Below are 23,920 nucleotides of genomic sequence, written 5' to 3'. Positions count from 1 at the left end.
ACCAAATAATTTTCGTTATGGAACTTTCCCCCGAAACCATCGAATCGCTTTTGGATCAGGGAATCGCACTGATCTACAGGATTGTACCCTCGCTCATCTACGCCCTGCTTTTTTACATCGTCGGGCGGTTTATTGTCAACAAGCTGGTCAAAGGGTTTAAGAAAGTCCTCAATGCCCGCGAAGCCAATCCCTCTCTGAACACCTTCCTGGTGGGCTTGGTCAAGGCTCTCCTGTATGTTTCCCTTTTTATCGGGATTGCCACGATCCTTGGCGTGCCGATGTCGTCCTTCCTTGCGATCTTGGGTGCAGCAGGCTTGGCTATTGGTTTGGCGTTACAAGGTTCCCTCTCCAATTTTGCAGGGGGTGTGTTGATTTTGCTTTTTAAGCCGTTCAAAGTGGGAGATGTGATTGAGGGCCAAGGGAATACGGGCACCGTGACCAAGATTGATATTCTTTATACCCATCTGAATACCTTCGACAACAAAGAAGTTGTGATTCCCAACGGCAATCTGGCCAACTCGGAAGTGGTCAACTACAGCTCGCAGCCGACCAGGCGTATAGACATCAAGGTCGGAGTTGCCTACAGTACCGATCTGCAAAAGGCCAGGGAAGTTATCCTTGATATTCTAAAGAAGGATGAGCGGGTACACGCCGAACCACAGCCTGTGGTTTTTCTCCAAAATTTTGGAGACAGCTCCCTGGATTTGGTCGTGCGGGCGTGGGCAGACACCGGCAACTTGTGGCCTGTCTATTTCGACTCTATGGAGAAGATCAAATCCGCCTTCGATAGCAATGAGATCGAAATACCGTTTCCTCAGCGGGTGGTATATGCAAAAAACGACTAAGCTTGCAGCGACTCTTAAATCCCCCAATCGGCAGGAGCTGGTTTGGGGGATTTTTTTGCTAGTAGCGGACCAAGATTTCTTCGAGGGATTTTCTGCTGATTTCAGGTACGAACGTTTCACTTTTGGCAAAGCCAACAGGGAGTAGCAAAAAGGGCTTCTCATGCGCCGGGCGATTCAATATCTCGCCTAGGAAGTTCATAGGGCTCGGAGTATGGGTGACCGTGACCAAGCCTGCTTGGTGGATTGCCGCGATCAGAAATCCACAAGCGATGCCGACGGATTCGGACACATAATAGTGTTGGACTTTTTTTCCCTGATGGACACCATAGGATTGTTTGAAAACTACAATGAGGCAGGGGGCTTCTTCCAAAAAAGGCTTTCGCCAGTCAGTACCGAGTGGCTTTAGGTCTTCTTTCCAGGTGTCTGGCATCCGGCTGGAATAGCTGATTCTCTCCTCTTCCTCGGCGGCCTCCCTTATCCTCCGTTTGATTTCGGGAGCTTCGACCAAGCAGAAGGTCCAGGGCTGCTTGTGCGCTCCTGAGGGAGCTGTGCCTGCTGTGAGGATGAGGTGTTCGATTACTGCTTTTGGAATGGGGCGGCTGTCAAATTCCCTCACTGTTCGTCGCTGATTCATGCTTTGGTAAAAATCCAAGGCGTTTTCCCTCAGTTTTTCCATGCTGATGTCCGGCCGGCTGTATGCGATATGCTCAAAGCCATTGATCAGTTTCTTTTTCATAAAAAAAACGGTTAGCCCGAAAGTTAACCGTTTTTGGATGGGATGTCGGACTTTTAGTCCATTGTCAATTCCCTCGACCCGCCCGGGTAGCTGACGGTTACGGTTTTGTCGCAGGTTCCCGAGCCCAAATCAGCCGTGATGGTAATTCCCTGAACGACAAAATCCAGCTTGCCGGCACTTGGAATGAAAACTCCAGTTCTCACGCACTCCTGATCCACGATTAGCGGATCTGTTACTAACGCCGTGTAATCGACCCCTTCCCTGCTTTTGCCCGAGGAGGTTCCTGTGATCGATATTTGATAGCCGGCGGATCCAAGAGTGAGTACCCTCGATTGGGTGCTGGTGTAGATAGCGAAGGAATTGTCAGGCCAAGTTAGCTTGCCATTTTCGATTTTTACATTGAGAATGAGACTGCTGGTGAGAATATTGAAGCCGGCGTTAGTAAGGGTGCGGGATCCTTCGATCTTGATTCCGTTTACTTCATAGCCTTCAAATGTTGTGACAATGGAGGTAGTGGGCTGGAGGAAATTGGTGCCGGAATAGGTAAGAATTACTTTGCCTTTTCTCTCAACTCCTTTTGGACTGGTGCATCCCGCACCAAAGTCGATGGTGATTTTTTTTGCCCCTTCATTGTGCTCCACCACGGTGTTGGCACAAATATCCGCCTCGGACTGCGTCCTGGTACCCAATCCGCTGCTCTGCAGAATGTCGAGAGTCAACAGATCGGTATCCTCATAGGCAGCATTGACTTCAAATTGCTCCTCCACGACCACGAGATTGGGCTCGGAATCGACGGGGTCTTCATCTTCGCCGCAGGAAAAAATAAGGAACGGCACAGCAAAGAGGGCAGGCCTGATTAGGTGTAATAATCTGAATTTCATGGTGATGTGTAGATTGAGTTTCGAAAGTTACAACTTATTTTTTCTGATTCTTTTCCTGCTTCTCGGTTTTTGGGTTCTTGCCTCCCACGCAGCCTATGTTTTGGGTCAGCCCGATGTCATTGGGTAGGATTCCCATTCCTTCGCTAAGGTCCCATTCCTCGACGATAGGCTGGTTCTTTTTCTTTTTCATAATTCAGAAGGGTAAAGGGTGGCTGTTAAAATCGCCTTTTTTTACCATAGAATTGTCCTACAGGTTTAATTTTCTTAATGAGCGATGTTGGCTATCTCTATATTTGAGCATGAATAGTTTTGATTTTGAGCGGGAGGGATTGGATACCAAACTTGCTGTCGCCAGGAGTAAGGCCGCCAAGTTATCCCTCTTGCGCGTCGTGTTGTTTTTTGGCATTGGTGCACTTTTTATCCTCGGCATTGCAGAGCACCCCATCTGGCTTATTCCAGCTTTGATGGTGTCGTATCTGTTTATTCGGTTGGTAGAGGCCTACAATTTTCAAAAGGACCAGGAGTCAATCTACCTCGCATTGGATAAGATGCAAGCCCAAAAAGAAAATCGCAGCCGACGGCAGCTATCGGGTTTTGAACCTGGAAGTGAATTTTTGGACAAAAGCCATCCCTTTTGCAACGACTTGGATCTTTTCGGTGAGCATTCCCTTTTTCAATTGCTAAACCATACGGTTTCGTCGGGAGGAAAAAAGAGACTTGCCGAGCTGATGAAAAGTAAATTTGAAAGGAAAGATTCCGAGGCGCGCGCTCAGGCGGTGGCGGAGCTGACTTCGAATCCCCTGTTTCTTCAGTCGATGGAGGCGGCGGGCTTGGCTTTGAAGAAAGAAGGAAAAGAGGATGGAAAATGGATTGCGTGGCTGGGAGAGGCAGAAAAGCAAACCATGATTGCAAAGGCTTTTGCGGTTGTCGGTCCCTTGGGAGGACTGACCCTACTTTTTTTGATTTATCTGGACATCTTACCGGCCGCGTTTCTGGGTATCTGGGTTTTGCTGGGTGTTGCAGTTTTGAGTTCCGTTTTCCTGCCGCTCAAGAAGGCTGACGAGGCGATTCCCTTTGCGGCAACGCTCAAATCCTTTCGCGTTCGTGCAGAGCTGATCGAGAGGGAAACCTTCGCCTCGGAGGAACTTCTTGAGCGGCAGCGGGCACTTTGCCCGGACGGAATCTCTCCTTCGGTATTACTGAGTGACCTGGACAAGCTTGGTCTTTGGATTCAAAACCGACTCAATCTCCTCTACCTACCGATCAATCTTCTCTTTTGGACGGACTTTTTGCTTTTTACCCAGCTGGTATCCTGGAAGACCCGAGTGGGACAGTCGCTTAGCCACCTGCCGGAGAATCTCGAGAAATGGGAGGTGCTCGTTTCTCTAGGGGCTTTTGAGGTGGAGCTGGGAGGAAAAGGGCGTGTTGAATGGACGGAAGAAGCGAAGCTTTTGGCAGATGAAATAGCCCATCCCCTCATTTTGCCGGAAAAGGCGATTCCCAATTCGATGCAATTCGACGCCAACCATCGATTGATCCTTTTGACGGGAGCCAACATGAGTGGCAAGACTACTTTTATGCGGACGCTTGGGATCAATTGTGTTCTAGCAAACTTAGGCCTCCGCCCATTTGGAGACAGCTTGGTTTTAGGGAGATGCCAGCTTTTCACCAGCATGCGCAATTCGGATAACTTGGGGGAAAGCGTGAGCTCCTTCTACGCGGAGCTGAAGCGAATCCATTCCCTTATCGAGCGGCTGGAGTCGGGCGAGATACTTTTTTTCCTGCTAGACGAGATCCTAAAAGGCACCAATACCCAGGACAGGATTTCCGGGTCAGAGGCTTTGATACGTCAAACCCTCAAGACCAATGGCTTCGGGATCATCAGCACCCATGACGTTGAGCTGTCCGCGCTTGCCCATACTGTGGAAAAAGTACACAATTTTTCGTTCCATTCGGAGATTCACGATCGCTCTATAGATTTTGATTATCGGGTCAAAAAAGGCCCTTGCGCTAGTTTTAACGCACATAAACTGATGGAATTGATGGGTATTCGATTCGAGAGCTAGGTGCTTATGGCATTTGGATTGGGTAAGTGGTTGAAAAATGAATCTTATACCTAAACCAAATTTATCATGAGCTCTTTATTGTATCTTATCGCATTGGTGTTGATCATCGGGTGGTTGTTGGGAGTTTTCGTTTACAGCGTTGGAGGCTTGATCCACATTCTACTTGTCTTGGCGGTAGTGGCTGTCCTTCTTCGACTGATTGGCGGAGGCAGAGCAGTCTAAAGCTGGAAAGGATCCGATCCAGACTTTTATTTGTACGCCTAATCTCTGGGAATCTGTTAATTTTGGCGTGCTTATGACTAATTCTGCACAAAACCAGACTCTCGGAATTCTCGGAGGAGGGCAGCTTGGACGAATGGTGATCCAAGCTGCCATCAATTACAATCAAGATATCCACATTCTCGACCCTGATGCCAATGCTCCCTGCAGGGACATTGCTCAGGCGTTCGAGGTGGGGTCTCTCAAGGACTTTGACACGGTCGTCAATTTTGGAAAAAAGTGTGACGTGATCACAGTCGAGATTGAAGCCGTTAACACTGATGCCCTGCAGCAGCTCGCTGATCAGGGCAAAAAAGTTTTTCCCCAACCGCACATCCTCAAACTTATTCAGGACAAGCGTGAGCAGAAGCAGTTTTACCAGCAGCATGGGATACCTACCGCTGACTATGTGTTGACTGCGGATAAAGCTGAGGTACTTGCAAAAAAAGACTTTTTGCCCGCCGTCAACAAGCTTGGAAAAGAAGGGTATGACGGCAGAGGTGTGCAGGTTTTGCGAAGCGAAGCCGATCTGGATAAGGCCTTTGATGCGCCGGGTTTGTTGGAAAAGCTGATTGACTTTGATAAGGAAATCGCCGTCACCGTGGCTCGAAACGAGAGCGGGGAATTGATTGCCTACCCTGCGGTCGAATGTGCTTTTCACCCAACGGCAAATTTGGTAGAGTTCCTTTTTGCCCCAGCGGAAATCTCCCCCGATATAGAGGCCAGAGCCCAAGAAATCGCCAAGGAGGTGATTCTAAAACTCGATATGGTGGGCATTCTTGCCGTGGAGATGTTTGTCACCAAATCGGGAGAGGTTCTTGTTAATGAAGTCGCACCCCGCCCCCACAACAGTGGACATCATACCATTGAAGCCAACTTTACCTCACAATTTGAGCAGCATTTGCGTGCAGTCATGAACTGGCCATTGGGTGATGCCGGTCTTCGCTGCCCAGCTGCCATGATCAACTTGCTCGGCGAAGACGGCTATTCCGGTGAAGCTGTCGTCGAAGGCAAAGAAGAGGCACTGGCTGAAAAAGGCGTGTATATCCATTTGTATGGGAAAAAGCTGACTAAGCCTTTTCGCAAGATGGGCCATGTGACTATTCTTGACGAAGACGTGACGAGTCTAAAAGCCAAAGCCAACCGAATCAAAGAACTAATCAAAATCAAATCGATCTAATGAAACCACAGGTAGGAATCATCATGGGAAGTCAGTCCGACCTTCCTATCATGGCGGAAGCCGCCCAGTTTTTGGAAGAATTGGGAATCGCATACGAATTGACCGTGGTTTCCGCGCATCGCACCCCGCAGCGAATGATTGACTACGCTGGATCTGCCAGAGAAAGAGGTATCAAGGTAATCATTGCCGGAGCTGGTGGCGCTGCGCATTTGCCGGGAATGGTAGCTTCATTGACAAGCCTACCCGTAATCGGCGTTCCTGTGTTGAGCTCAAATTCCATAGATGGGTGGGATAGTATTTTATCCATTTTGCAGATGCCAAGCGGAATTCCGGTAGCTACGGTAGCCCTAAATGGAGGAAAGAACGCTGGAATTTTGGCTGCCTCCATTGTCGGAGCATATGATGCCGAGATTGGGAAAAAGATGGATGCCTTTAAGACTGGCCTTCGTGAGAAAGTGGAAGAATCCGCTGCCCAAATCGAGGAAAAGGGCTGGAAAACCATATTGAAAAAATAAGAATCAAAATCGCCTAAGAGCAACTACTGAGAGTCCATAGTAAACTGCTGTGGACTCTTTATTTTGAATGAAATCATGGACTGGAAGAAAAACGTCAAATTCAAAATCGGCTCAGAGGATTGGGAAATGCCCCTTTCCACGCTTTTACTTTTAATCCTAATTACTTTGGTGCTGATGCTGGGTGGAGCTTGGATGGGATTTCAGTTCGGCTCCAGATAAGACTATAATTCGAAGAGGTGGTTGAACAAGGTGATTAGCCATTTTGCATCTTTTAAAGCGAAGACCACCCAAATACAACTCAGCTGAACTATTGCTACCAAAGCGAAGGATAAGTAGATTTTTTTCTCTTTGCGGTAGTCCTGAATCATCAGAAAAGCAACAATCAGGAAAACCAGAACTTGGTTCCAGGCTAACACATCTACCCACAAAAACGGGAAGTCCGAAAATTCCTTTGGCTGGTAAATCATCCCCAAAGGCAAGAAAGACAAGCGGGTTGTTGCGGGGGAAAGCACCCAAAAAACAGTGCTGATCATCCATCTCGCATGGACTTGCGTATTTTTTGCATTCCAAACAGCAGCGGCTACGGAGAGCAAAAAGCCGGCAATGAAGATAAAATCCAAGAGAGAAAGACTATAGCGTACCTTAAAAAGAGGGCTTTGCTCCGGTTGGGTGAGATTTCCACGAATGACTCCTAGAGCCGAAGCGGTCACAAACCCGGCAAGCAACAATCCAAGCATCCCGACTTTTCGGTGTATTTGGATGGGGCGATGGTGATAAAGCCAAGGTTGGACAATCAAGATGATGTACCAAGCCGTAGCGGATATGCCATGCAAATGCCATCGGAGTGGAGCCTCCGAAAAGCCTGTCCAATAACTTCTGAAACCGAGCAAAGTGAATCCAAAGGGAATCAAGAGCCAAAGATGGAGTTTGGGAAAAGGCTTCATGGGCACGGCTTAAGGCAGGTTGTGGACTAATTTTTCCAGAATCTACAAATTAGTTCTTGGATTACAGATACTTACTTTTTTGGATTTTTTGGGCTAGGAAACTTGCTTGAGCCGATTAGCGAACCTAATTGGCTCATTTATTTTGATATTATGAGCCGAATAAATTAACTATTCGGCTCATATATTGAGTATATTTGAGCCGAATAGCGAACATAATCGGCTCATGACTTATAATTGGCAACAAGACGGTTGGCCGGAATTTCAGTATTCACCAGGTTTGACTGAGGATTTTCAGTTGAGATTTTTGCTGAAATCCGGGAAAACCAGCGGGCAATACTCCGGCATTTCAGCAGAGAAGAAAGACCAACTTCTGGTGGATATCCTTTTGTCCGAGGCGATCAAAACTTCTGAAATCGAAGGTGAATTTCTCAGTCGGGTTGATGTAATGTCTTCGCTCAAGAAAAACTTGGGCATCCATGAAGAACAACCCAAACTGGTCAAAGATCATCGTGCGAAAGGCATTGCTAAGCTCATGGTGGCCGTGCGCCGAAAATGGGAGGATCCTTTGGATGAAGCCATGCTTTTTTCTTGGCACGAGATGCTGATGGAAGGAAATCGATATGTGGAGGCAGGCAAGTGGAGAAGCGGAGCTGATCCTATGCAGGTGGTTTCGGGGGCTATCGGAAAGGAAATCGTTCACTTCGAAGCACCGCCTTCCAGTCAGATTCCGAAGGAAATGTTCCAATTTATCACTTGGTATAATTCCACCGCTCCTGGAAATAATAAGGCAATACTGAATCCCATTCTCCGATCCGCTTTGGTGCATTTGTATTTTGAGAGTATCCATCCCTTCGAAGATGGAAATGGTCGAATCGGACGGGCTTTAGCTGAAAAGGCCTTGCATCAGGGAATTGGACAACCGATTTTGATCAGCTTGTCGACGGTGATTGAAGCCGATCGGAGCAATTATTATGACGAACTCAAAAAGGCCCAACGCACGCTTCATATAGATAATTGGCTGGTTTATTTTGGAAATGTGATTTTGAAAGCGCAGGAAAAGGTGGAAGAGGTCATTGAATTTTCACTAAAAAAGGCTCAATTTTTTGATACATATCGAGCTGAAATTAATGAGCGGGAATTGAAGGTTTTGAGTCGAATGCTGGAGGAGGGTCCGGAAGGATTTGAAGGCGGAATGAACGCCAAAAAATATATGTCGCTTACAGGAGCATCCAAGGCTACAGCTACCCGGGATTTGCAACATTTGCGGGATTTGGGAATTCTCGTTCCTCAGGGTGGAGGAAGAAGTGTCAGCTATCAAGTAAATCTAAGCTAGTCCAAAGATGAATAATCTCATCCAACTTCGTCATACGCTCCACCAATTTCCAGAAGTTGCCTTGGAGGAATACCAAACTGCGGAGCGAATCAAGGCTTTTTTTGCTCCCCTGTATCCTGATTTTGTAATTGATAAATTGGGCGGTACGGGATTGGCTTTTGTGTTTAGAGGAGAAAAGTCAGGCAGGCGATTACTCTTCCGTTGCGAACTGGATGCTCTGCCAATCGAAGACCTAAAATCCAGTGATCACCAAAGTCAGATTCCGGGAAAAGGTCATCTTTGTGGACATGATGGGCACATGGCGATTATCTGTGGATTGGGCGAAAGACTAGCCCAAAATCGGCCAGAGTCAGGAGAGGTGGTGTTGCTTTTCCAACCTGCTGAGGAAACCGGGGATGGAGCCAAAGCGGTCTTGGAGGATGAGAGATTTGCAGAGATACGGCCGGACGCCGCCTTTGCCCTGCACAACTTACCCGGCTATCCCCTCCATCAAGTGGTAGTCCGAAAGGGGACTTTTGCTGCTGGAAGTACTGGAATGACGATATACCTGACAGGAAAAACTTCCCACTCCGCCCATCCCGAGGCCGGACTCAATCCGGCCCAAGTCCTAGCCCGCCTGATCCAAAAGCTACCTGAGCTGCCTAAGCAAGTTGAAAATTTTGCGTTGCTCACCTTGATTCATGCAGACTTGGGAAGTTTGGCTTTTGGAACCAGCGCTGGAAAGGCAAGCCTGAGCTTGACCTTGAGGGCCTTTGATCAGGATCAGCTGGAACATTTGATCGAACTGGTGAAAAGCTCGGCAATAAAAGAAGCTTCCAACGAAGGAATAAAGGTAGAATTTGGGTTTGTGGAGCGTTTTGCAGTGTCCAAAAATGACCCGGCACTTTATCCGATAGTGGCTCAAGCAGCTCGAGACCTTTCCCTTCCGATCACAGAAAAGTCGGATCCTTTTCGATGGTCGGAGGATTTTGGACTTTTTTCCCAAGTTTGTCCCTCGTTTTTATTCGGATTGGGAGCTGGAGAAAACTCTCCCCAGTTGCATGAAGGCACCTATGATTTTCCGGATGAACTTATAGAGACCGGGGTGAATGTCTTTGAGCGAATTGTCAGGGAGGGCATTTAATCCACCGATTTGCCGCCTTTTCTCTTTTGGTCTTAAAAAAAGAGGTCTGAATGCTTAAGTCAAGAGTTTGAGAGTTACTCCTGGAATATCAATCAATTAGAGGGGAAATCGTATACCAATCCAAGGCTTGCAAAGTGAATAAAGGCGAAATTATAAACCTGGTCCACATCAGCTCCCCCTTCGATGAGACGATAGCCAGCTTTGAGCTTTAGACCTTCTTTCCAGATCGGGTACTGAATTCCAGCAAAGATATCCTCTGCTCTTCCTTGGGGGCCCACTAGCGCGTCACCTTTCACTACCAAAGAGAGTTTGTTTTTTGGTGTATAATTCACATTGAAACTCAGCAGTGGTACAAAACCCAAATCGGTATCCTCTGCCTCCACGTCACCTTGTGTCAGTGCGATACGCGCATCCCTTGCCAGAATCGTGGCTCCCAAATCCAGAATCCACCGTTCTGTGTTCACCAGGCGATAGCGATAACTGGCTCGATAGGTATAAACTGGTAACTCGCTTCTATCCCATCTCCCGAAAAAAGGGTGCCGGCGAAATCAATTTCCCCAAGCTGGGAATCGAGATACTCAAGCTGCAAAGGTGCCGCGGTCAATTCCACCGTATGTTTGCCCTTGATGAGGTAGCTTATCTCCAGTCTGATAAACGCGGTGGGCTGTGGACTGAAATCGTCCTGTAGCGAAAAAAGCGTCCCGGGATCGGCCCCGGCATTCGGAACGCGTACGTCGTTGTATTGCGAAAAAGCGGCTCCAGACTCCAAATTGAGCCTAACCTGGGATCTGACCAAATGTGGTAGGGCCAGAAATAAAATCAAAAACAGAACTCGAAGTTGGGGATTTCCTAATTTCATTTTAGCGCCTTTAGATGTTGAATGAGGACTATTGCCTATCCAGAGTTGCAAAGAAGTCGCCAAAGGCAATCGATCTTCGGGTTAATACAAAAAAGAACCCTCCAAGGATTTGGACTTCCTTGGAGGGTTGAATGCACATTGAGTAACGTAAATCTTACTTTTTCTTGTTCTGCGCGCTCTTCATCGGGTTGTCGCCGCTCGACGCGCCACGAATGCCGCCAGCTCCCTTGAAGAGCTCAAAGCGGGTCGGTTGATATTGCCTTGGCCAGTAATTGCTGTTTTCGTCGATATCGGCGGTTTCCCGTTTTGGATCGAGGACAAAGCTTACGACTTCCTTCTCCTTCGCAAAAACCTTGGTCACTTGGGATTCATTTTTTCTCCAGATTTCCGCGGGGATTCGCTCAATTTCAGACGTTCCGTCCGCATACCTGAACTCGATGATCAAGGGCATCACCAAACCGCCTACGTTTTTGAAGGTCATTTCATAGTAGTTCAGGTTCTTGTCAAGGATTGCTTTTTCTTTTTCAGAGAGACTCGCCATAAATTTCTTGTAGGCTTCTTCATCCTCTGGAGTGACCATGAATGGATTGTAAGTTGTGTAGAAATCCCGGGTGGCAGGATTCGCCTCCACGACCGTCTGAGGGACATCGGTTTTGTTGAAGTCCTTGCTGACATAGGCTTCTTCCAACTCTGCTTCAGCTTGGGCAGCGGCTTTTTTCTCTTTTGGAGTCCTGTTGTCCAGCTTGTACCAGCTCACATTTTCGATGGAAATATCTACCGGCTCAGTGCCATAGAACCAACCTCTCCAGAACCAGTCCAAATCCACAGCAGACGCATCTTCCAAAGTTCTAAATAGATCATCTGGAGTCGGGTGCTTAAACATCCATCTTCGGGAATATTCCTTGAAAGCATAGTCAAATAGCTCACGACCCATCACTGTCTCGCGAAGAATGTTCAAGGCCGTGGCTGGTTTTGCATAGGCGTTTGGACCGAATTGGATAATGTTTTCGGAATTGGTCATGATTGGCTCCAGGAGATTCTTCTCACTTCTCATGTACGGAACGATCTTATGGGCTGGCCCTCTTCTGGAAGGGAAGTTTCTGTCCCATTCCTGCTCAGCCATGAATTGCATGAAGGTGTTCAAGCCCTCATCCATCCAAGTCCACTGACGCTCATCTGAATTGACGATCATGGGGAAGAAATTGTGGCCTACTTCGTGGATGATCACGCCGATCATTCCGTTTTTTATCGCTTCTGAATAGGTTCCATCCGCATCCGGTCTGCCGAAGTTGAAGCAGATCATCGGATATTCCATCCCGTTGCTGGCCTCGACGGAGATCGCTACGGGATACGGGTAGTCAAAAGTGTGGGCAGAATAGGATTTCAGCGTATGGGCTACCACTCTGGTAGAATATTGCTCCCAAAGTGGATTGGCTTCTTTGGCGTAGTAGGACATTGCCATCACGTCTTTCGCGCCCAGTTTCACGGCCATCGCATCCCAGATGAATTTTCTGGAAGAAGTCCAGGCGAAGTCCCGAACATTTTCTGCCTTGAAAATCCAGGTCTTTTTCTCCTTGGATTTCCCTTTTTCCAGTTGCTCTGCTTCGGCTTGAGTACGGATGATTACCGGATTGTCATAGGTTTGCTTGGCCTTATTCCATCTTTCCAGTTCGGTGGAAGATAGCACCTCTTCGGGGTTTTGAAGGACTCCGGTAGCTCCGACCATGTGATCAGCCGGTACGGTGATTCGCACCTCATAGTTTCCAAAGGTTAGGGCAAATTCACCTGCGCCTAGGAACTGTTTGTTTTGCCAGCCTTCGAAGTCCGAGTAAACCGCCATTCTTGGAAACCATTCCGACATGGTGTAGAGGTAGTTGCCGTCTTTTGGGAATAGCTCGTAACCCGGTCGGCCTCCGATAAAGCCTACGCGGTCGGTAATGTTGAAGCTCCAATCAATGGAAAAAGTAAAGGTCTCACCCGCCTTCAAAGGCTGGGGGAGATCCACGCGCATCATGGTCTTGTTGATGGCAATGTGGAGCGGATTGCCCTGGGCGTCCTTGATAGAGATGATTTTCACATCGTGATCATCTGAATGCCAGAGGATCCCCTCCAAATCCCGCATGGACATCCTCGGTCCAATGCTCGATTCTGTCACCTTTGGGGTGTCGGAATCCTTTCCCCGATTGTTTTGATCCAATTGCAGCCACAGGTAGGTGAGCTGATCCGGAGAGTTGTTGATATAGGTGACGGTTTCGGAGCCTTTGATAGACTGGTTGTCATCGTTGAGCTCGACTTCGATTACATAGTTGGCCTGCTGCTGCCAGTACATATGCCCCGGAGCGCCGGAGGCGGTTCTGTAGACATTTGGTGTGCGGAGCATGGTGCCCAATTGTTCAAATCGGTAACCATGATTTTGTTCAGTATGTTGAGCCAGAAGTGGAGTGATTCCAGCTAGCCCAACTGCTGCAATAGCAATTAATTTTTTCATCATATGGGTAGTAGGGTATTGGGTCGCTAAGAAACGGATTGATTGTCAAACAGAAAACAATTCTGTTTTTGGCGGTTAATTTTTACCAAAATTTGGTTTCCAGCAAGAGCATGCAGGCGACACCCAAAACAAAAGCAGAGACGATCAGCGTCCAGTCTTTCCGGTTGACGCCGGCAAGATGGACGAGAGAGGTAGCCAGAAGGAATGCCGCCACGATGACGATTTGACCTGCTTCCAGACCTAGATTGAAGGCTAGGAGTGGTTGCCAAATACTGGCCTCTTTGCCCAAGAGTTCCTTGAGGTAGTTGGAGAAGCCGAGCCCATGGATCAAGCCGAAGAATCCGGCAAAAAAGTAACTTAGGGTGATTCCTTTCCCAGTGGTCGGTTTGCTTTTAAACAAGTTGGCTAGAGCCGTGATCGCGATCGTGACAGGGATGAGAAACTCGATGATGTCTGATCGAAAGTTGACGATATTGAAAGTGGCGAGTGCCAAAGTGAGGGAATGGCCGACAGTGAATGCGGTGACAAGAATCAGTATTTTTTTCCAATCCCGAGCGACGTAGATGGCGCAAAGGGCAAGGACAAACAAAATATGATCAAATCCCCTGATATCCAGAATGTGCTGGAGGCCAAGTTTGAAGTAAAGTTCAAATGAAGACATATTTGGGCGGTAAGCGCTCTAAAGCATTAAATTGCGGCAATATTACAGGATTATTCCCAAAGAATCGCCCCCATGAAATTGTCTTTGCTGCCGCTATTGGCCTTGTTTTCCTTGCTTGTCGTCCATCCGTTCTTCATCAGTCTGACGGAATTGCGGTACAATACCAGCTCCCAAAAAATGGAAATGGCCCAGAAGATATTCTGGGATGATTTGGAAATTTCCTTGGCGAAGGAGTTCGGCCAGTCGGTGGATTTTCTCAATCCCAAGGACAAAGCCAAGCTCGACCAGCTGGTCAGGACCTATCTGCTCAAGCATAACCAGCTTTGGGTAAATGGAAAGCCCATCGCTCTGAACTACATGGGCTATGAGGTCGAGGAAGATGCAGCCTGGTTTTACTTGGAGTCGGCAGAGGCGGAAATTCCCAAGACCGTGGAGATGCGAAATACGTTGCTTTTGGGGGAATTTGACGGGCAACAGAACATCATCCACGTATACTTCAATTCTAAATCCCCAAAAAGTATGCTATTGGGTAAAGGCGAGGAAAAGGGGAAGGTGGAGTTTTAAACAATTTCCATAAAACAAAAAACCGTCAGAATTGGGGTTCTGACGGTTTTTTTCATCGGTCATCGGACATCAAGTATCCGACCTTTTAAATTTTCTCGAAAATCCTTCTGAAGCTGGTTGCTTCGGTGATTCTGCCATGCAACTCGGAAATGGCAACACGTTCCTGTTCTGTAGTATCTCTGTGACGGATGGTGACCGTGTTGTCTTCCAAAGTCTGGTGATCCACCGCGATACAGAACGGCGTGCCGATCAAATCCTGCCGCGCGTACCGCTTGCCAATCGATGCGGCATCTTCATAGATTATGTTGAAGTCGTATTTGAGCAAGTCCACGATTTCTTGGGCTTTTTCCGGTAGTCCGTCTTTTTTGGTCAAAGGAAGGATGGCAGCCTTCACTGGGGCGATGGCAGGGTGGAATTTCAGGTAGGTTCTGCTTTTCTCCTCTGAAGATTCCTCAGTGTAAGCATTGCAAAGGGTCAAAAGGAACAGGCGATCCGCACCAATCGAAGTCTCGATCACATACGGGATGTAGTTTTGGTTGATCTCCGGATCGAAGTATTGCTGCTTTTTCTTGGAGTATTCCTGGTGGGACTTGAGATCAAAGTCGGTTCGGGAGTGTATTCCTTCCACTTCCTTGAATCCAAACGGAAACTCAAACTCGATGTCCATCGCTGCATTGGCGTAGTGAGCGAGCTTTTCGTGGTCGTGTTTGCGAAGCTTTGCCGCAGGTGTACCCAAAGCCAGATGCCATCTCATTCGGGTGTCAGCCCATTTTTGGTACCAATCGAGCTCCGTGCCGGGACGTACAAAGAATTGCATCTCCATTTGCTCAAACTCCCGCATACGGAAAATAAACTGACGTGCTACGATCTCGTTTCTGAATGCTTTTCCGATTTGTGCAATCCCAAACGGAACCTTCATTCGGGCTGTCTTCTGCACATTGAGGAAGTTCACGAAAATCCCCTGTGCAGTCTCCGGACGGAGGTAGATGGTCGAAGCATCTTCCGCCACGGAACCCACTTGGGTCGAAAACATCAAGTTGAACTGACGTACATCGGTCCAGTTGGAGGTGCCGGAGATGGGGCACTTGATCCCTTCGTTGGTGATCAGGTCGCGAACTCCGGCCAGGTCCTCGGCTTCCAGCAGTCGCGCCAAAGCTCCAGTCAGGGAGTTGGCCTTTTCGATATCGCCAGCACGCTCAAAAGTCGCCGCATGCTCCTCGACGAGCACGTCGGCACGGTATCGTTTTTTGCTGTCCTTGTTGTCGATCATCGGATCGTTGAAGCTGTCCACGTGACCGGAGGCTTTCCAGGTGGTCGGGTGCATGAAGATGGCCGCATCGATGCCGACAATGTTGTCGGAAACGCGAGTCATGGTTTCCCACCAAAGCCGCTTGAGGTTATTTTTCAATTCCACGCCATAAGCCCCATAGTCATAGACCGCCTGAAGGCCATCATAGATCTCGGAACTTGGGTAAACGAAACCATACTCCTTGGCATGGGAAATAATATCTTTCAGTTGGGCGTGTTCGCCCGGGGTCTCAGTTTTTGCCATAGGCCGCAAAAATAGGGAAACAAATTGATTTGGGTAAAGTTGACGCTTGCCGTTCAGGAAGGATTTTCCACTTTTTCCGAAAGCATCCAGAAACGCAAGTGGTTTTAAACCAAATAAATAAAAAATCAAGCATTCTATTCCGATTGTATAGAAAAACTAATTTTTCAGAAATCCGTCAAATGATCCAAACCTTACCTAACCAAACCCTTATGAAAAAACGATTTTTGGCAGTGCTGCCCATGATGCTCCTGCTATCCCTTACGGCCTTTGCGCAGCTCGAAAAAGGAACTATACTCCTCGGAGGCGGAGTGGGATTCGGATCATCAAGTTCATCGTCCGAAGCGGGAGCTTTTTACGCCGAAACGAAAAACAGCAATTTCAACTTCAGCCCCGACGCTGGTTTCTTTTTCAAAGACAATTGGTTGCTCGGTATTAGCCTCCCGCTTAGTTGGAATAATTCAACAACCAGTTCCTTGTCTTCATCTGGAGCGTCGGAACTCTCCAGTGAGTCCAAATACAGTTCGTGGGGAGTGGCGCCGTTTGTGAGGGGATATTTTCCATTTGGGGAAAAGATCAGTGCCTTTGGACAAGTACAAGTCGGATATTCGCACGTCTCATTCACTGACATCCCCAACGGAAACGAGGACGCCTCCTCCAGCAAGGATATCAATAGCGTAAATGCCGCCGCTTCTCTCGGACTCTCCTACTTTCCCAAAACATGGCTTGGAATTAATCTTTCTATATCCCCGCTCAGCTATACGAATACTTCTTGGGAGGATGATGGATACACCGAGAATTCCGAGGGGGACAGCAGCGGATTTAGCTTTGGAATAGACACTTCAGTGATCACCTTAGGCGTCAACTTTTTTCTGTCAAAGAAATGAGGAAGTCTTTTTTTACTCTTGCCTTGGTTTTAGTGTTGGCTATAAGCGGCCATGCCCAAATGCAAAAAGGAACTTGGTTGCTCGACGGGCAGGCCGGGTCAACTCATAACAAGATCGAAGAAAACCGGGCGACTCTAGCTGGCGGAAGTTATTACACTTGGCATAGAACCGCAAATTTCTACCTACAGCCTGGCGTGGGGTATTTCGTGAAGGAAAACTGGGCCTTGGGTATTTCAGGAGATTTCCAGTTTTTGAGCGGGGAAACGAGGAACCTGGATGGCAGTGAAGCCGGAAAAGGAAACTACCGGGGCTACGGACTGGGCTTTTTTACGAGGAAGTATGTCTCAGTTTCCGAAAAACTTGCGTTTTACGGGGATCTGAGGGTAGGAGGCTATTTAGGGAAGCCAACCTCTATGGACGTCGACTCCGGCGAGCGTATTGTTCATACCAAACGCAAGGGCCTCAGCGGGTCTGCCGCTGTCGGCTTACAGTACTTGGTAGCAGGTTTTCTGGGCATTCATCTCCAAAGCTCTTTGATCGACTATGACTACCATCGGTCAATTCCAGAGAATTATGAGGGGGATAACACGACATCAAATTTAAACGCCGGCCTTTTCTCCTCCTACCAGATCGGCGCTACCTTCTTTTTCTAAAAACAAAGAATTCCGAGAGCCTGTGTTCTCGGGATGCTTTCGGTTTTTTGCGGCTCAGATCGGGAAATCCAAGATGATTTTTGTACCCGCGCCAGGCTTGGAGGTCAACAAAAAGGATCCCCCAATTGCCTTCATCCGGCTGGAGAGATTGCTCATTCCGCTGCCTTGGGAAGGGATAGACGCATCAAAACCCCGTCCATCGTCTTGGATCACCAGTAGAGCTTTTTCTGCAGATGGCAGGGATATACGCACTGAGATCTGTTTCGGTTCGGCGTGCTTGAGAGCGTTGTTGAGGCATTCCTGGATGACCCGGATCAGGACGATTTTCTTTTCTTTTGGAAGACCGGGTAGCGGCAGGTCGCTTTGCAGCTCCGTCTGGCAAAAGCCGGTGGACTGGATCTTTTCCAGCTGCTGGGCAAGAAAGTCTTCCAAAGTCAATGCTTCTACCCAGTCGAGGTTCAGAATCTTGGAGAGGCCTCTGACCTCTTTGATGACTTGGCCGAGCATGCTGAGGCCCTCGGCCTGTTTTTCTGGCTTGGAAGAATTAAGGTTGAGCTTTGTGAGGGATAGGAGCTGGCCGATGTTGTCGTGAAGTTCCCTTCCGACCTGTGAGAGGGTCTCCTGTTGGATTTCGTTCTCGATGCTGAGCAGGGTTTTCTCATGCTCAGCCTGTAACTGATTGAGTTTTTGTCTGGCGAGATCCTGACGTTGACGGTGGACAAAGACCATCGCCACCACAAAGACCGACATCAGTCCCGCAAAGAAGATCCCAGAAAGGACAATGGCAATGACTTGGCTTTCTTGGTCAAGCATAGCTGGGTTGGTTTTCTAGTTTGATTTTCAAAGCTGGTGCAGTAAAGCAGGCTAAGAAAACCAAGGATTGGGCTACCCCGCTGACTTTGGCTACCCATAGAATGGATGTCACGAATTCTGGATTTCGTTCAGATAGATAGGAAAAGGAGATATCGCTGCTGTAGTTTAAGGAGACGTAGAAGAATATAAACGTCACTTGCCAGAAGGATGGCAGGCGGAGTAGCTCTACCGACAAATACTCTTCATGGGTCATGAGGCTATAAAAATAAGTCATGCAAGAGGCAAGGATACAAAGCGAGCCGACGGCTGCCAAGATGCCCTGCACAAGATAAAAGGGCTGGATCTGCAATCCTTCGAAAATGAGCACAAAAACCATGAATCCATACATTAGTTTTTTGATTAGGGCTTTCTTGCCTCTGGGGAGGTAGGAATGGATAAGCAGCATGACTACCATTGGCACTACTATCCACAGGGTCAAATTATGCCACCAAGCATTGTAAGACGGTTTGTCCAAATTTCCAAAAAAAGCGTTGATCTCCCCGTTCAGATCCTGGAAAACCCGAAAAGCGAATCCGATCGGTGGGGTAGCCACCAATAGGAATGCATATAGAAAAGCGTAGCGATCTGAGCTGCATTGCCGAAAGGCAGGCCGACGCAGGAGATAGACAACGCAAAACAAAACGATGAAGACGTAATTGGATACAGATACCCAATCTCTGAACATGTAGGGTAAAAGTTCAGTACGCACGGCCTAGACGTCCGTAGGATCAGGTTCGCACACGGGTGGACACAGCTCTCCCCTGTTTTCGTAGGTGGTGCCTCCGTTTTCAAGTTCCACTCGGGTCAGCATCCCCTCTTTGAGATTGGCGGGGCAGAGTACCAGAGTCAGCGAGCCGACGACCTTCTCATAGGATTGAGGATAGAGTTTTTTGGCTACTTCTTCGGTGTATTCCGAGAGAAAAATCTGGACTCCGCCGATTTTGGGATCTTCGTCTACTTGGGCCAGCAGCCCTTCGAGCGTTTCCCGGTTGAAAAAAAGCCAGCTGGTTTGGTTGGTGTTTTCGCCAGTTAGCGTTTGGGCAGGTTTGCCCTGGCGGACTTCGGCAGTGTACTTGGCGCGCATCTCCTGGAAGTCTTCTTTGGAAATTTTCATGAAATAGGTTCGTTTGGTTAAAAAAGAGTGCCTAAAATAATCCGATTTTCTGACAAAGGAGTTTTTCTACAACCTATAAAACTAAAAAAGAGCAAGCTTCCGCTGCTCTTTTTTTAATGTCAGACACAGTTATGTGTGGACAACAAGGTTTTGCCGTCACGGCCCAATTCCAAGATTCCTCAGGAGCCGTTATTTGAATGTGTACTTGATCCCTATGCCGCCTCTGAGATAATTGTGATCATGGCCGGAAAATACTGGAGCGGCCTCTACGAGGAAGCCGAGATTTCGGGTATTGGAGAAGGGCTTCACCAGGATGCCCACCGGGATGGCCACATAGATGTCGTCGTGGTCGTCATGATGGTGGTGGTGGTGATGATCGCCCAAGAGCCCAAGCCCGGCCCCTACATAGGCGTTTACCTCGGATTTCCTCAGGAAGTTGTATCCGCCCATCAGTTCCAGGCCCAAGTCGTGTCCAATGCCCAGGCGGGCTTCTCCGAAAAACTCCTTGTCGGCATCCGTGCCTACAGTGATGAAGGTGTCTGAGGTTTGGAAGTTGATCCCAACACTGACTTGGGCTTGGGCGACAGAAATGAACCCGAAGAGGATGAACGAAAGGAAAAACAATTTTTTCATGGTAATAAACGTTGGTGTGGTCTGCCATTGGCAAAACCTAGGCCAAGCAAATTACCATGCGTATTCCTCCTGCCGTATTTTTCGGCCATCTCGGGCAGATGCATGAGCCGCTTCGATGAGTTTTAAGACCGAAATGGCCTGATCCAAAGTCACTTTGAGTTCGGCTCCCCCGAGTATCGCATCAGCAATATTTTGGTAAAAAATCCTATAGTCTCCATCCACGGTTTGCAGAGGATTGGCCTCTCCGTCTAGGAAAATATTTCCCCATCGCTCCGGTGGATCTACACCCCAATCGTCTCCTTCTGGCTTTCTACCCTCTTTAAAGGCTTGCTCCTGCACGTCGAGATGGAATTTTTGATAGCTTCCTTTCTCCCCCAAAAGTAGAAACTTGGGTGTAGGGGCTTGCACTAGCATCCCTGCCGTGACGCGGGCTTTGAAGCCTTCGTAAAAAAGCATAATGTCGAAATAATCGTCCGCTACGGCATTTGTACGCTGTTTTTGGATATCGGCAAAGACCGCCTCGGGCTTGCCAAAAAGCAGGACTACTTGGTCTATCAGGTGGGAGCCCAAGTCGTAGGTGATGCCGTTGCCAGGCACGAGTGCCTCTCGCCAGTTTTCGGAGACAGACGGTCTGAAGCGATCAAAATGGGACTCCAGATAGACCAATCTCCCCAATGTACCTTCATCCACCAGCTTCTGCAGCGTGCGGAAGTCTCCATCAAACCTTCGGTTTTGAAACACACTGCAGAACAATCCCTTAGATCGGGCTAGCTCCTTCAGCTCCTCAGCCTCCCAAGAATGGATGGTCACGGGCTTGTCTACCACTACATGATTTCCGGCCAGAAGGCATTGCTTGGCCATGGGAAAATGGAGTTCGTTGGGCGTGGTGATACAGATCAGGTCGGCCGCATCGGCGGCCAATAGGTCCTCCAAGCTTCGGAATGTCCGCACCTTGGGGAATTTAGTCTCACATTTGTTCGAATTTCTTTCCACCACAGCCACCAAGTCCAGCTCGGGGCAGGCGTTGATCAGGGGGGCGTGCATCTTTTCGGCTACAGAGCCATAGCCTACGAGCGCAGTTCGGAGGGGTTGGGTCATCGGAAGATAGGATTAGAGATGCATCTCGTTGACTTTTTTGATCAACTCGATGCGGGAAGATACCTGCAGTTTCTGATGTATGTTTTTGCGGTGGGTCTCGATGGTCTGTATGCTCAGGCTCAGCTCGTCGGCGATATCGCGATTGAGCATCCCATCACTGATGAGTTTGAGGATTTGGGTTTCCCTACGGGAAAGGCGGTACTTTTCGCGGAAAGCGTCAAAGAAGGGAGCCTGTTCCGCCTGCTGGATCACACGCTTGAAATTTTTGACGTAGCGCCCCTCATACACCTCGATGATCGTGAAGATAAGCTCGTCGGGATCGGCATCTTTGAGGATAAATGCATCCGCATCCAGGACCATGCATTCCTTGAAGATTTTTTCCTCGTCGTACATGGAGAGTACGATGACTTTCAGTTCGGGATGATGGAGCTTGCAGTGCTTGAGTACGCCAAAACCATCCAATACTGGCATATTCAAATCGGTCAATACGACATCCACTTCTTCCTTGTCCAAAAATTCCAGCAGTTCTTTTCCGTTGTGAAATAGCCCGACTACCAGGAGGCCCTCGTGCTCTTCGATGAGCCCTTCGATGCCTTTTGCAAATAATTTGTGGTCGTCAGCCAGGGCGATCCGGATCATTTTTGGATGGGTGTGTCGGAGAAAAGCAGGGGAGAAAGCAATAATGATCCTGAAATTAGGATTCTAAACCGAGAAAGGCAACTCCAAATTCACAACTGTTCCCTTTCCGACGATAGATGACAGCTGAAACTTGCCCCCGATAGTCTCCATCCGCTTGCCAAGATTGTACATGCCGCTGCCGCTGGACTTTTGAGAGGTGTCAAAGCCACGTCCGTCGTCGGCGATTTGCAGAATTCGGACCTTCCCGTTTTGGTGGATTCGGATATCGATCCTGCTCGGGTCGGCATGCTTGATCGCATTGTTGAGGCACTCTTGGATCACCCGGATCAGGACCAGCTTTTCCTCCTTTTTCAGCTCTGCGAAGGAATGGTCTGACTGCAGGGAAGTTTCGCAAAACCCTGTCGCTTGGATACGATGCAGCTGTTGGTTGATAAATTCATCCAAGCTGAGGGATTCCACCCAGTCCAGGTTCAGGGTCTTGGACAGCGCCCGCACTTCCTTGATGACCTGGTTGACGTACTCCTTGGCCTGTTGCTGTTTTTCGGGCTTGGCCGAGTTGAGACTTAGCTTGGTGAGAGACAAGAGTTGGCCGATGTTGTCATGAAGCTCCCGGCCGATCTGGGCAAGGGTTTCCTGATGGATCTCATTCTCTACATTGAGCAGGGTTTTTTCATATTCTGACTTTATCTGTTCTAGCTTTTGACGGTTTTTGACTTGGCGCTGACGGTGGAGAATCACCATAGCCACTACAAAAAGAGACATCAGGAAGGCGAAAAATATCCCTCCAAATAGGATCAGCAGAAACTGGCTCTCTTGCTCAGACATGGATGAACTCTTTTTGAAACCGATCTCTAATCACCGCCAGGCAAATGCCCAAGCATAGCAGTAGGTTACAGAGAAGTGTCATACTTCTTGGGATCTCGTTGACCATGTAAAAAATATCCAAATGATGGGTGTAGAGATATTTATGGGAAATATATACCATAAAAGAGGAAGAAAAATAGAATAAGATGGCAGTGGTTGCCCAGAAGCTGAATTCTCTCAGAGGATTGATGTCCAAGACCTCATCAATTGTGATCAATTCAAAAAAATACAAACCGCAAGAGCACAACATTAAGACAGTGTTCAAAAAAGAAATGTATTCCCCTGAGTCATTGTAATGCACAAACCCGATCAGATGTAAAACCAGGGAAATCAAAAGAAAAAGTACAATAAAAATGATAATCATTTTTTTGTGACTTTTCCTTTTGAGAAAACTCCGGATCAGCAGAAAGAATAAAATAGCGGCAACGTGCGAATTGAAAAGATTGTAAACCCAGTTGTTTATAATTTTTTGGGAGCTTATTACCGTCCCAAGCATTTCATAAAAAGCAACAATAACCAAAATTGCAAGTGACAACCACACAGCCTCATTCATCCTTTGCTGTTTTGAAAGTAAAAAATATCCCACCAAAGCCGTAAAGGCGAAGCCTACCAATAGTATTGGGTAGTAATTCAGACGATTAAAAAATAAGTCAAGATCGAACTGATTCATTACTTGTTTTATTGGCAAGTTGGAGGACAAGTGGTGCCTCTATCGTAATATTCATCGCCTCCTTCGACCCTACCGGATCGATCCGCTCCTGAGTCGGCGTAGATAGGAGAATAGACCAGATTGATTCTGCCCACATACTCCGCAGCATCTGCGCCGTGAAATTCCTCGGCAACCTTTTGGGTGTATTCCGTCAAGTGAAATTTCAGACCGATCACACCGTCTTGGTTGAGTACTTCCATCAGGTCTTCCTTGGAATAGGACTCCCAGTTGGTCTGATTTTCGATGTCGTGTCTAGGTCCTTTGGCCGGTTTTCCTTTTTTGACCTCCTTATCGTACTTGGCTTTCATTTCTTCGAACTGTTCTTTGGTGATTTTCATGATTTGGTGTTTCTGGTTTTGTTGAAAGTGGGTTTAAAAATGTTTTTTGCTTTTAAAAGATAATGGATTTTGATTTTGCATGGCAAAAAAAAGAGGAGCGGAATTGCTCCCGCTCCTTTTTTTAATTTGGA

29 protein-coding genes are annotated in these 23,920 nt (G+C 47.9%); 11 read left to right on the top strand and 18 right to left on the bottom strand.

All coding sequences use genetic code 11. The features are described 5' to 3' along the window. Positions 1-17 precede the first annotated feature (17 nt). Positions 18-845, top strand: coding sequence for a mechanosensitive ion channel family protein (locus J0A67_RS14905; protein ID WP_206570161.1), 828 nt, complete (start codon positions 18-20; stop codon positions 843-845). 58 nt (positions 846-903) lie between these two features. On the opposite strand, the gene J0A67_RS14900 is transcribed toward J0A67_RS14905, so the two are convergent. From J0A67_RS14900 to J0A67_RS14890, 3 genes are read right to left on the bottom strand one after another with little or no spacing between them, the layout of a single operon-like run. Continuing rightward, on the bottom strand, positions 904-1,581 hold the full coding sequence (locus J0A67_RS14900) for a nitroreductase family protein (RefSeq protein WP_206570160.1): 678 nt from the start codon (positions 1,579-1,581) through the stop codon (positions 904-906). A gap of 53 nt (positions 1,582-1,634) precedes the next feature. Continuing rightward, the gene (locus tag J0A67_RS14895) at positions 1,635-2,462 is read right to left on the bottom strand and encodes a hypothetical protein (RefSeq protein WP_206570159.1); all 828 of its coding nucleotides are present in this window, start codon (positions 2,460-2,462) and stop codon (positions 1,635-1,637) included. Positions 2,463-2,496: 34 nt separating this feature from the next. Beyond that, positions 2,497-2,652: a hypothetical protein gene (locus tag J0A67_RS14890; RefSeq protein WP_206570158.1), complete on the bottom strand. Its 156-nt coding sequence runs from the start codon at positions 2,650-2,652 to the stop codon at positions 2,497-2,499. A 109-nt stretch (positions 2,653-2,761) separates the two neighbouring features. Here J0A67_RS14890 and J0A67_RS14885 point away from each other — a divergent pair, with 109 nt between their 5' ends. From J0A67_RS14885 to J0A67_RS14865, 5 genes are all read left to right on the top strand, one after another. Then, complete coding sequence (locus J0A67_RS14885; protein WP_206570157.1) at positions 2,762-4,528, top strand: MutS-related protein; 1,767 nt, start codon at positions 2,762-2,764, stop codon at positions 4,526-4,528. Between the two features lie 66 nt (positions 4,529-4,594). Further along, positions 4,595-4,750 (top strand): lmo0937 family membrane protein, encoded by a 156-nt coding sequence (locus tag J0A67_RS14880; protein WP_206570156.1) that lies wholly within the window; start codon positions 4,595-4,597, stop codon positions 4,748-4,750. 73 nt (positions 4,751-4,823) lie between these two features. Then, complete coding sequence (locus J0A67_RS14875) at positions 4,824-5,966, top strand: 5-(carboxyamino)imidazole ribonucleotide synthase (protein ID WP_206570155.1); 1,143 nt, start codon at positions 4,824-4,826, stop codon at positions 5,964-5,966. Next, positions 5,966-6,481, top strand: coding sequence for a 5-(carboxyamino)imidazole ribonucleotide mutase (gene purE / locus J0A67_RS14870; protein WP_206570154.1), 516 nt, complete (start codon positions 5,966-5,968; stop codon positions 6,479-6,481). Before J0A67_RS14875 ends, purE begins: the two co-directional genes overlap by 1 nt. 75 nt (positions 6,482-6,556) lie before the next feature. Beyond that, positions 6,557-6,700: a hypothetical protein gene (locus tag J0A67_RS14865; RefSeq protein ID WP_206570153.1), complete on the top strand. Its 144-nt coding sequence runs from the start codon at positions 6,557-6,559 to the stop codon at positions 6,698-6,700. Between the two features lie 2 nt (positions 6,701-6,702). Here J0A67_RS14865 and J0A67_RS14860 read toward each other — a convergent pair whose 3' ends face one another. Further along, entirely contained in the window at positions 6,703-7,425 is a 723-nt protein-coding gene (locus J0A67_RS14860) for a hypothetical protein (RefSeq protein ID WP_206570152.1), read from the bottom strand. A 223-nt stretch (positions 7,426-7,648) separates the two neighbouring features. Between J0A67_RS14860 and J0A67_RS14855 the strand changes: the two genes are divergently transcribed. Beyond that, positions 7,649-8,758 carry a Fic family protein gene (locus J0A67_RS14855; RefSeq protein WP_206570151.1) on the top strand — a complete coding sequence of 370 codons (1,110 nt, stop codon included), beginning with the start codon at positions 7,649-7,651 and terminating at the stop codon, positions 8,756-8,758. Between the two features lie 7 nt (positions 8,759-8,765). Continuing rightward, complete coding sequence (locus J0A67_RS14850; protein WP_206570150.1) at positions 8,766-9,881, top strand: amidohydrolase; 1,116 nt, start codon at positions 8,766-8,768, stop codon at positions 9,879-9,881. A 92-nt stretch (positions 9,882-9,973) separates the two neighbouring features. On the opposite strand, the gene J0A67_RS14845 is transcribed toward J0A67_RS14850, so the two are convergent. The 4 genes from J0A67_RS14845 to J0A67_RS14830 form a co-directional block, all read right to left on the bottom strand. After that, positions 9,974-10,345 (bottom strand): hypothetical protein, encoded by a 372-nt coding sequence (locus J0A67_RS14845; RefSeq protein WP_206570149.1) that lies wholly within the window; start codon positions 10,343-10,345, stop codon positions 9,974-9,976. After that, the gene (locus J0A67_RS14840; RefSeq protein ID WP_206570148.1) at positions 10,342-10,740 is read right to left on the bottom strand and encodes a hypothetical protein; all 399 of its coding nucleotides are present in this window, start codon (positions 10,738-10,740) and stop codon (positions 10,342-10,344) included. Before J0A67_RS14840 ends, J0A67_RS14845 begins: the two co-directional genes overlap by 4 nt. A 154-nt stretch (positions 10,741-10,894) precedes the next feature. Further along, positions 10,895-13,228 carry a M1 family metallopeptidase gene (locus J0A67_RS14835; RefSeq protein WP_206570147.1) on the bottom strand — a complete coding sequence of 778 codons (2,334 nt, stop codon included), beginning with the start codon at positions 13,226-13,228 and terminating at the stop codon, positions 10,895-10,897. Positions 13,229-13,310: 82 nt separating this feature from the next. Beyond that, positions 13,311-13,889, bottom strand: a complete 579-nt coding sequence (locus tag J0A67_RS14830; RefSeq protein ID WP_206570146.1) for a HupE/UreJ family protein — start codon at positions 13,887-13,889, stop codon at positions 13,311-13,313. 72 nt (positions 13,890-13,961) lie between these two features. Between J0A67_RS14830 and J0A67_RS14825 the strand changes: the two genes are divergently transcribed. Beyond that, positions 13,962-14,453, top strand: a complete 492-nt coding sequence (locus J0A67_RS14825) for a DUF6702 family protein (protein ID WP_206570145.1) — start codon at positions 13,962-13,964, stop codon at positions 14,451-14,453. Between the two features lie 85 nt (positions 14,454-14,538). Here the strand turns inward: J0A67_RS14825 and J0A67_RS14820 are convergent, their stop codons facing one another. Continuing rightward, positions 14,539-16,005, bottom strand: a complete 1,467-nt coding sequence (locus J0A67_RS14820) for a glycine--tRNA ligase (RefSeq protein ID WP_206570144.1) — start codon at positions 16,003-16,005, stop codon at positions 14,539-14,541. A gap of 209 nt (positions 16,006-16,214) precedes the next feature. Between J0A67_RS14820 and J0A67_RS14815 the strand changes: the two genes are divergently transcribed. Together J0A67_RS14815 and J0A67_RS14810 are read left to right on the top strand one after the other, a co-directional pair. Further along, entirely contained in the window at positions 16,215-16,889 is a 675-nt protein-coding gene (locus J0A67_RS14815) for an outer membrane beta-barrel protein (RefSeq protein WP_206570143.1), read from the top strand. Then, on the top strand, positions 16,886-17,542 hold the full coding sequence (locus J0A67_RS14810; RefSeq protein WP_206570142.1) for a hypothetical protein: 657 nt from the start codon (positions 16,886-16,888) through the stop codon (positions 17,540-17,542). Before J0A67_RS14815 ends, J0A67_RS14810 begins: the two co-directional genes overlap by 4 nt. Before the next feature lie 54 nt (positions 17,543-17,596). On the opposite strand, the gene J0A67_RS14805 is transcribed toward J0A67_RS14810, so the two are convergent. The 9 genes from J0A67_RS14805 to J0A67_RS14765 form a co-directional block, all read right to left on the bottom strand. Then, the gene (locus J0A67_RS14805) at positions 17,597-18,355 is read right to left on the bottom strand and encodes a sensor histidine kinase (RefSeq protein WP_206570141.1); all 759 of its coding nucleotides are present in this window, start codon (positions 18,353-18,355) and stop codon (positions 17,597-17,599) included. Beyond that, on the bottom strand, positions 18,348-19,079 hold the full coding sequence (locus J0A67_RS14800; RefSeq protein WP_206570140.1) for a hypothetical protein: 732 nt from the start codon (positions 19,077-19,079) through the stop codon (positions 18,348-18,350). Before J0A67_RS14800 ends, J0A67_RS14805 begins: the two co-directional genes overlap by 8 nt. 27 nt (positions 19,080-19,106) lie before the next feature. Beyond that, entirely contained in the window at positions 19,107-19,508 is a 402-nt protein-coding gene (locus tag J0A67_RS14795; RefSeq protein ID WP_206570139.1) for a molecular chaperone DnaK, read from the bottom strand. A gap of 189 nt (positions 19,509-19,697) precedes the next feature. Further along, positions 19,698-20,141, bottom strand: coding sequence for an outer membrane insertion C- signal (locus tag J0A67_RS14790; protein WP_206570138.1), 444 nt, complete (start codon positions 20,139-20,141; stop codon positions 19,698-19,700). A gap of 51 nt (positions 20,142-20,192) precedes the next feature. Continuing rightward, complete coding sequence (locus tag J0A67_RS14785) at positions 20,193-21,239, bottom strand: oxidoreductase (protein WP_206570137.1); 1,047 nt, start codon at positions 21,237-21,239, stop codon at positions 20,193-20,195. Between the two features lie 12 nt (positions 21,240-21,251). Next, positions 21,252-21,878 carry a response regulator gene (locus tag J0A67_RS14780; RefSeq protein ID WP_206570136.1) on the bottom strand — a complete coding sequence of 209 codons (627 nt, stop codon included), beginning with the start codon at positions 21,876-21,878 and terminating at the stop codon, positions 21,252-21,254. Positions 21,879-21,941: 63 nt separating this feature from the next. Continuing rightward, positions 21,942-22,703 carry a sensor histidine kinase gene (locus J0A67_RS14775; protein ID WP_206570135.1) on the bottom strand — a complete coding sequence of 254 codons (762 nt, stop codon included), beginning with the start codon at positions 22,701-22,703 and terminating at the stop codon, positions 21,942-21,944. After that, the gene (locus J0A67_RS14770) at positions 22,696-23,106 is read right to left on the bottom strand and encodes a hypothetical protein (protein ID WP_206570134.1); all 411 of its coding nucleotides are present in this window, start codon (positions 23,104-23,106) and stop codon (positions 22,696-22,698) included. Before J0A67_RS14770 ends, J0A67_RS14775 begins: the two co-directional genes overlap by 8 nt. 314 nt (positions 23,107-23,420) lie before the next feature. Then, positions 23,421-23,789: a molecular chaperone DnaK gene (locus tag J0A67_RS14765; protein ID WP_206570133.1), complete on the bottom strand. Its 369-nt coding sequence runs from the start codon at positions 23,787-23,789 to the stop codon at positions 23,421-23,423. Between the last annotated feature and the right edge of the window lie 131 nt (positions 23,790-23,920).

Source organism: Algoriphagus aestuariicola (assembly GCF_017254835.1).
GTDB classification, from domain to species: Bacteria; Bacteroidota; Bacteroidia; order Cytophagales; family Cyclobacteriaceae; genus Algoriphagus; species Algoriphagus aestuariicola.
This window is presented reverse-complemented; position numbering and strand designations above follow the sequence as displayed.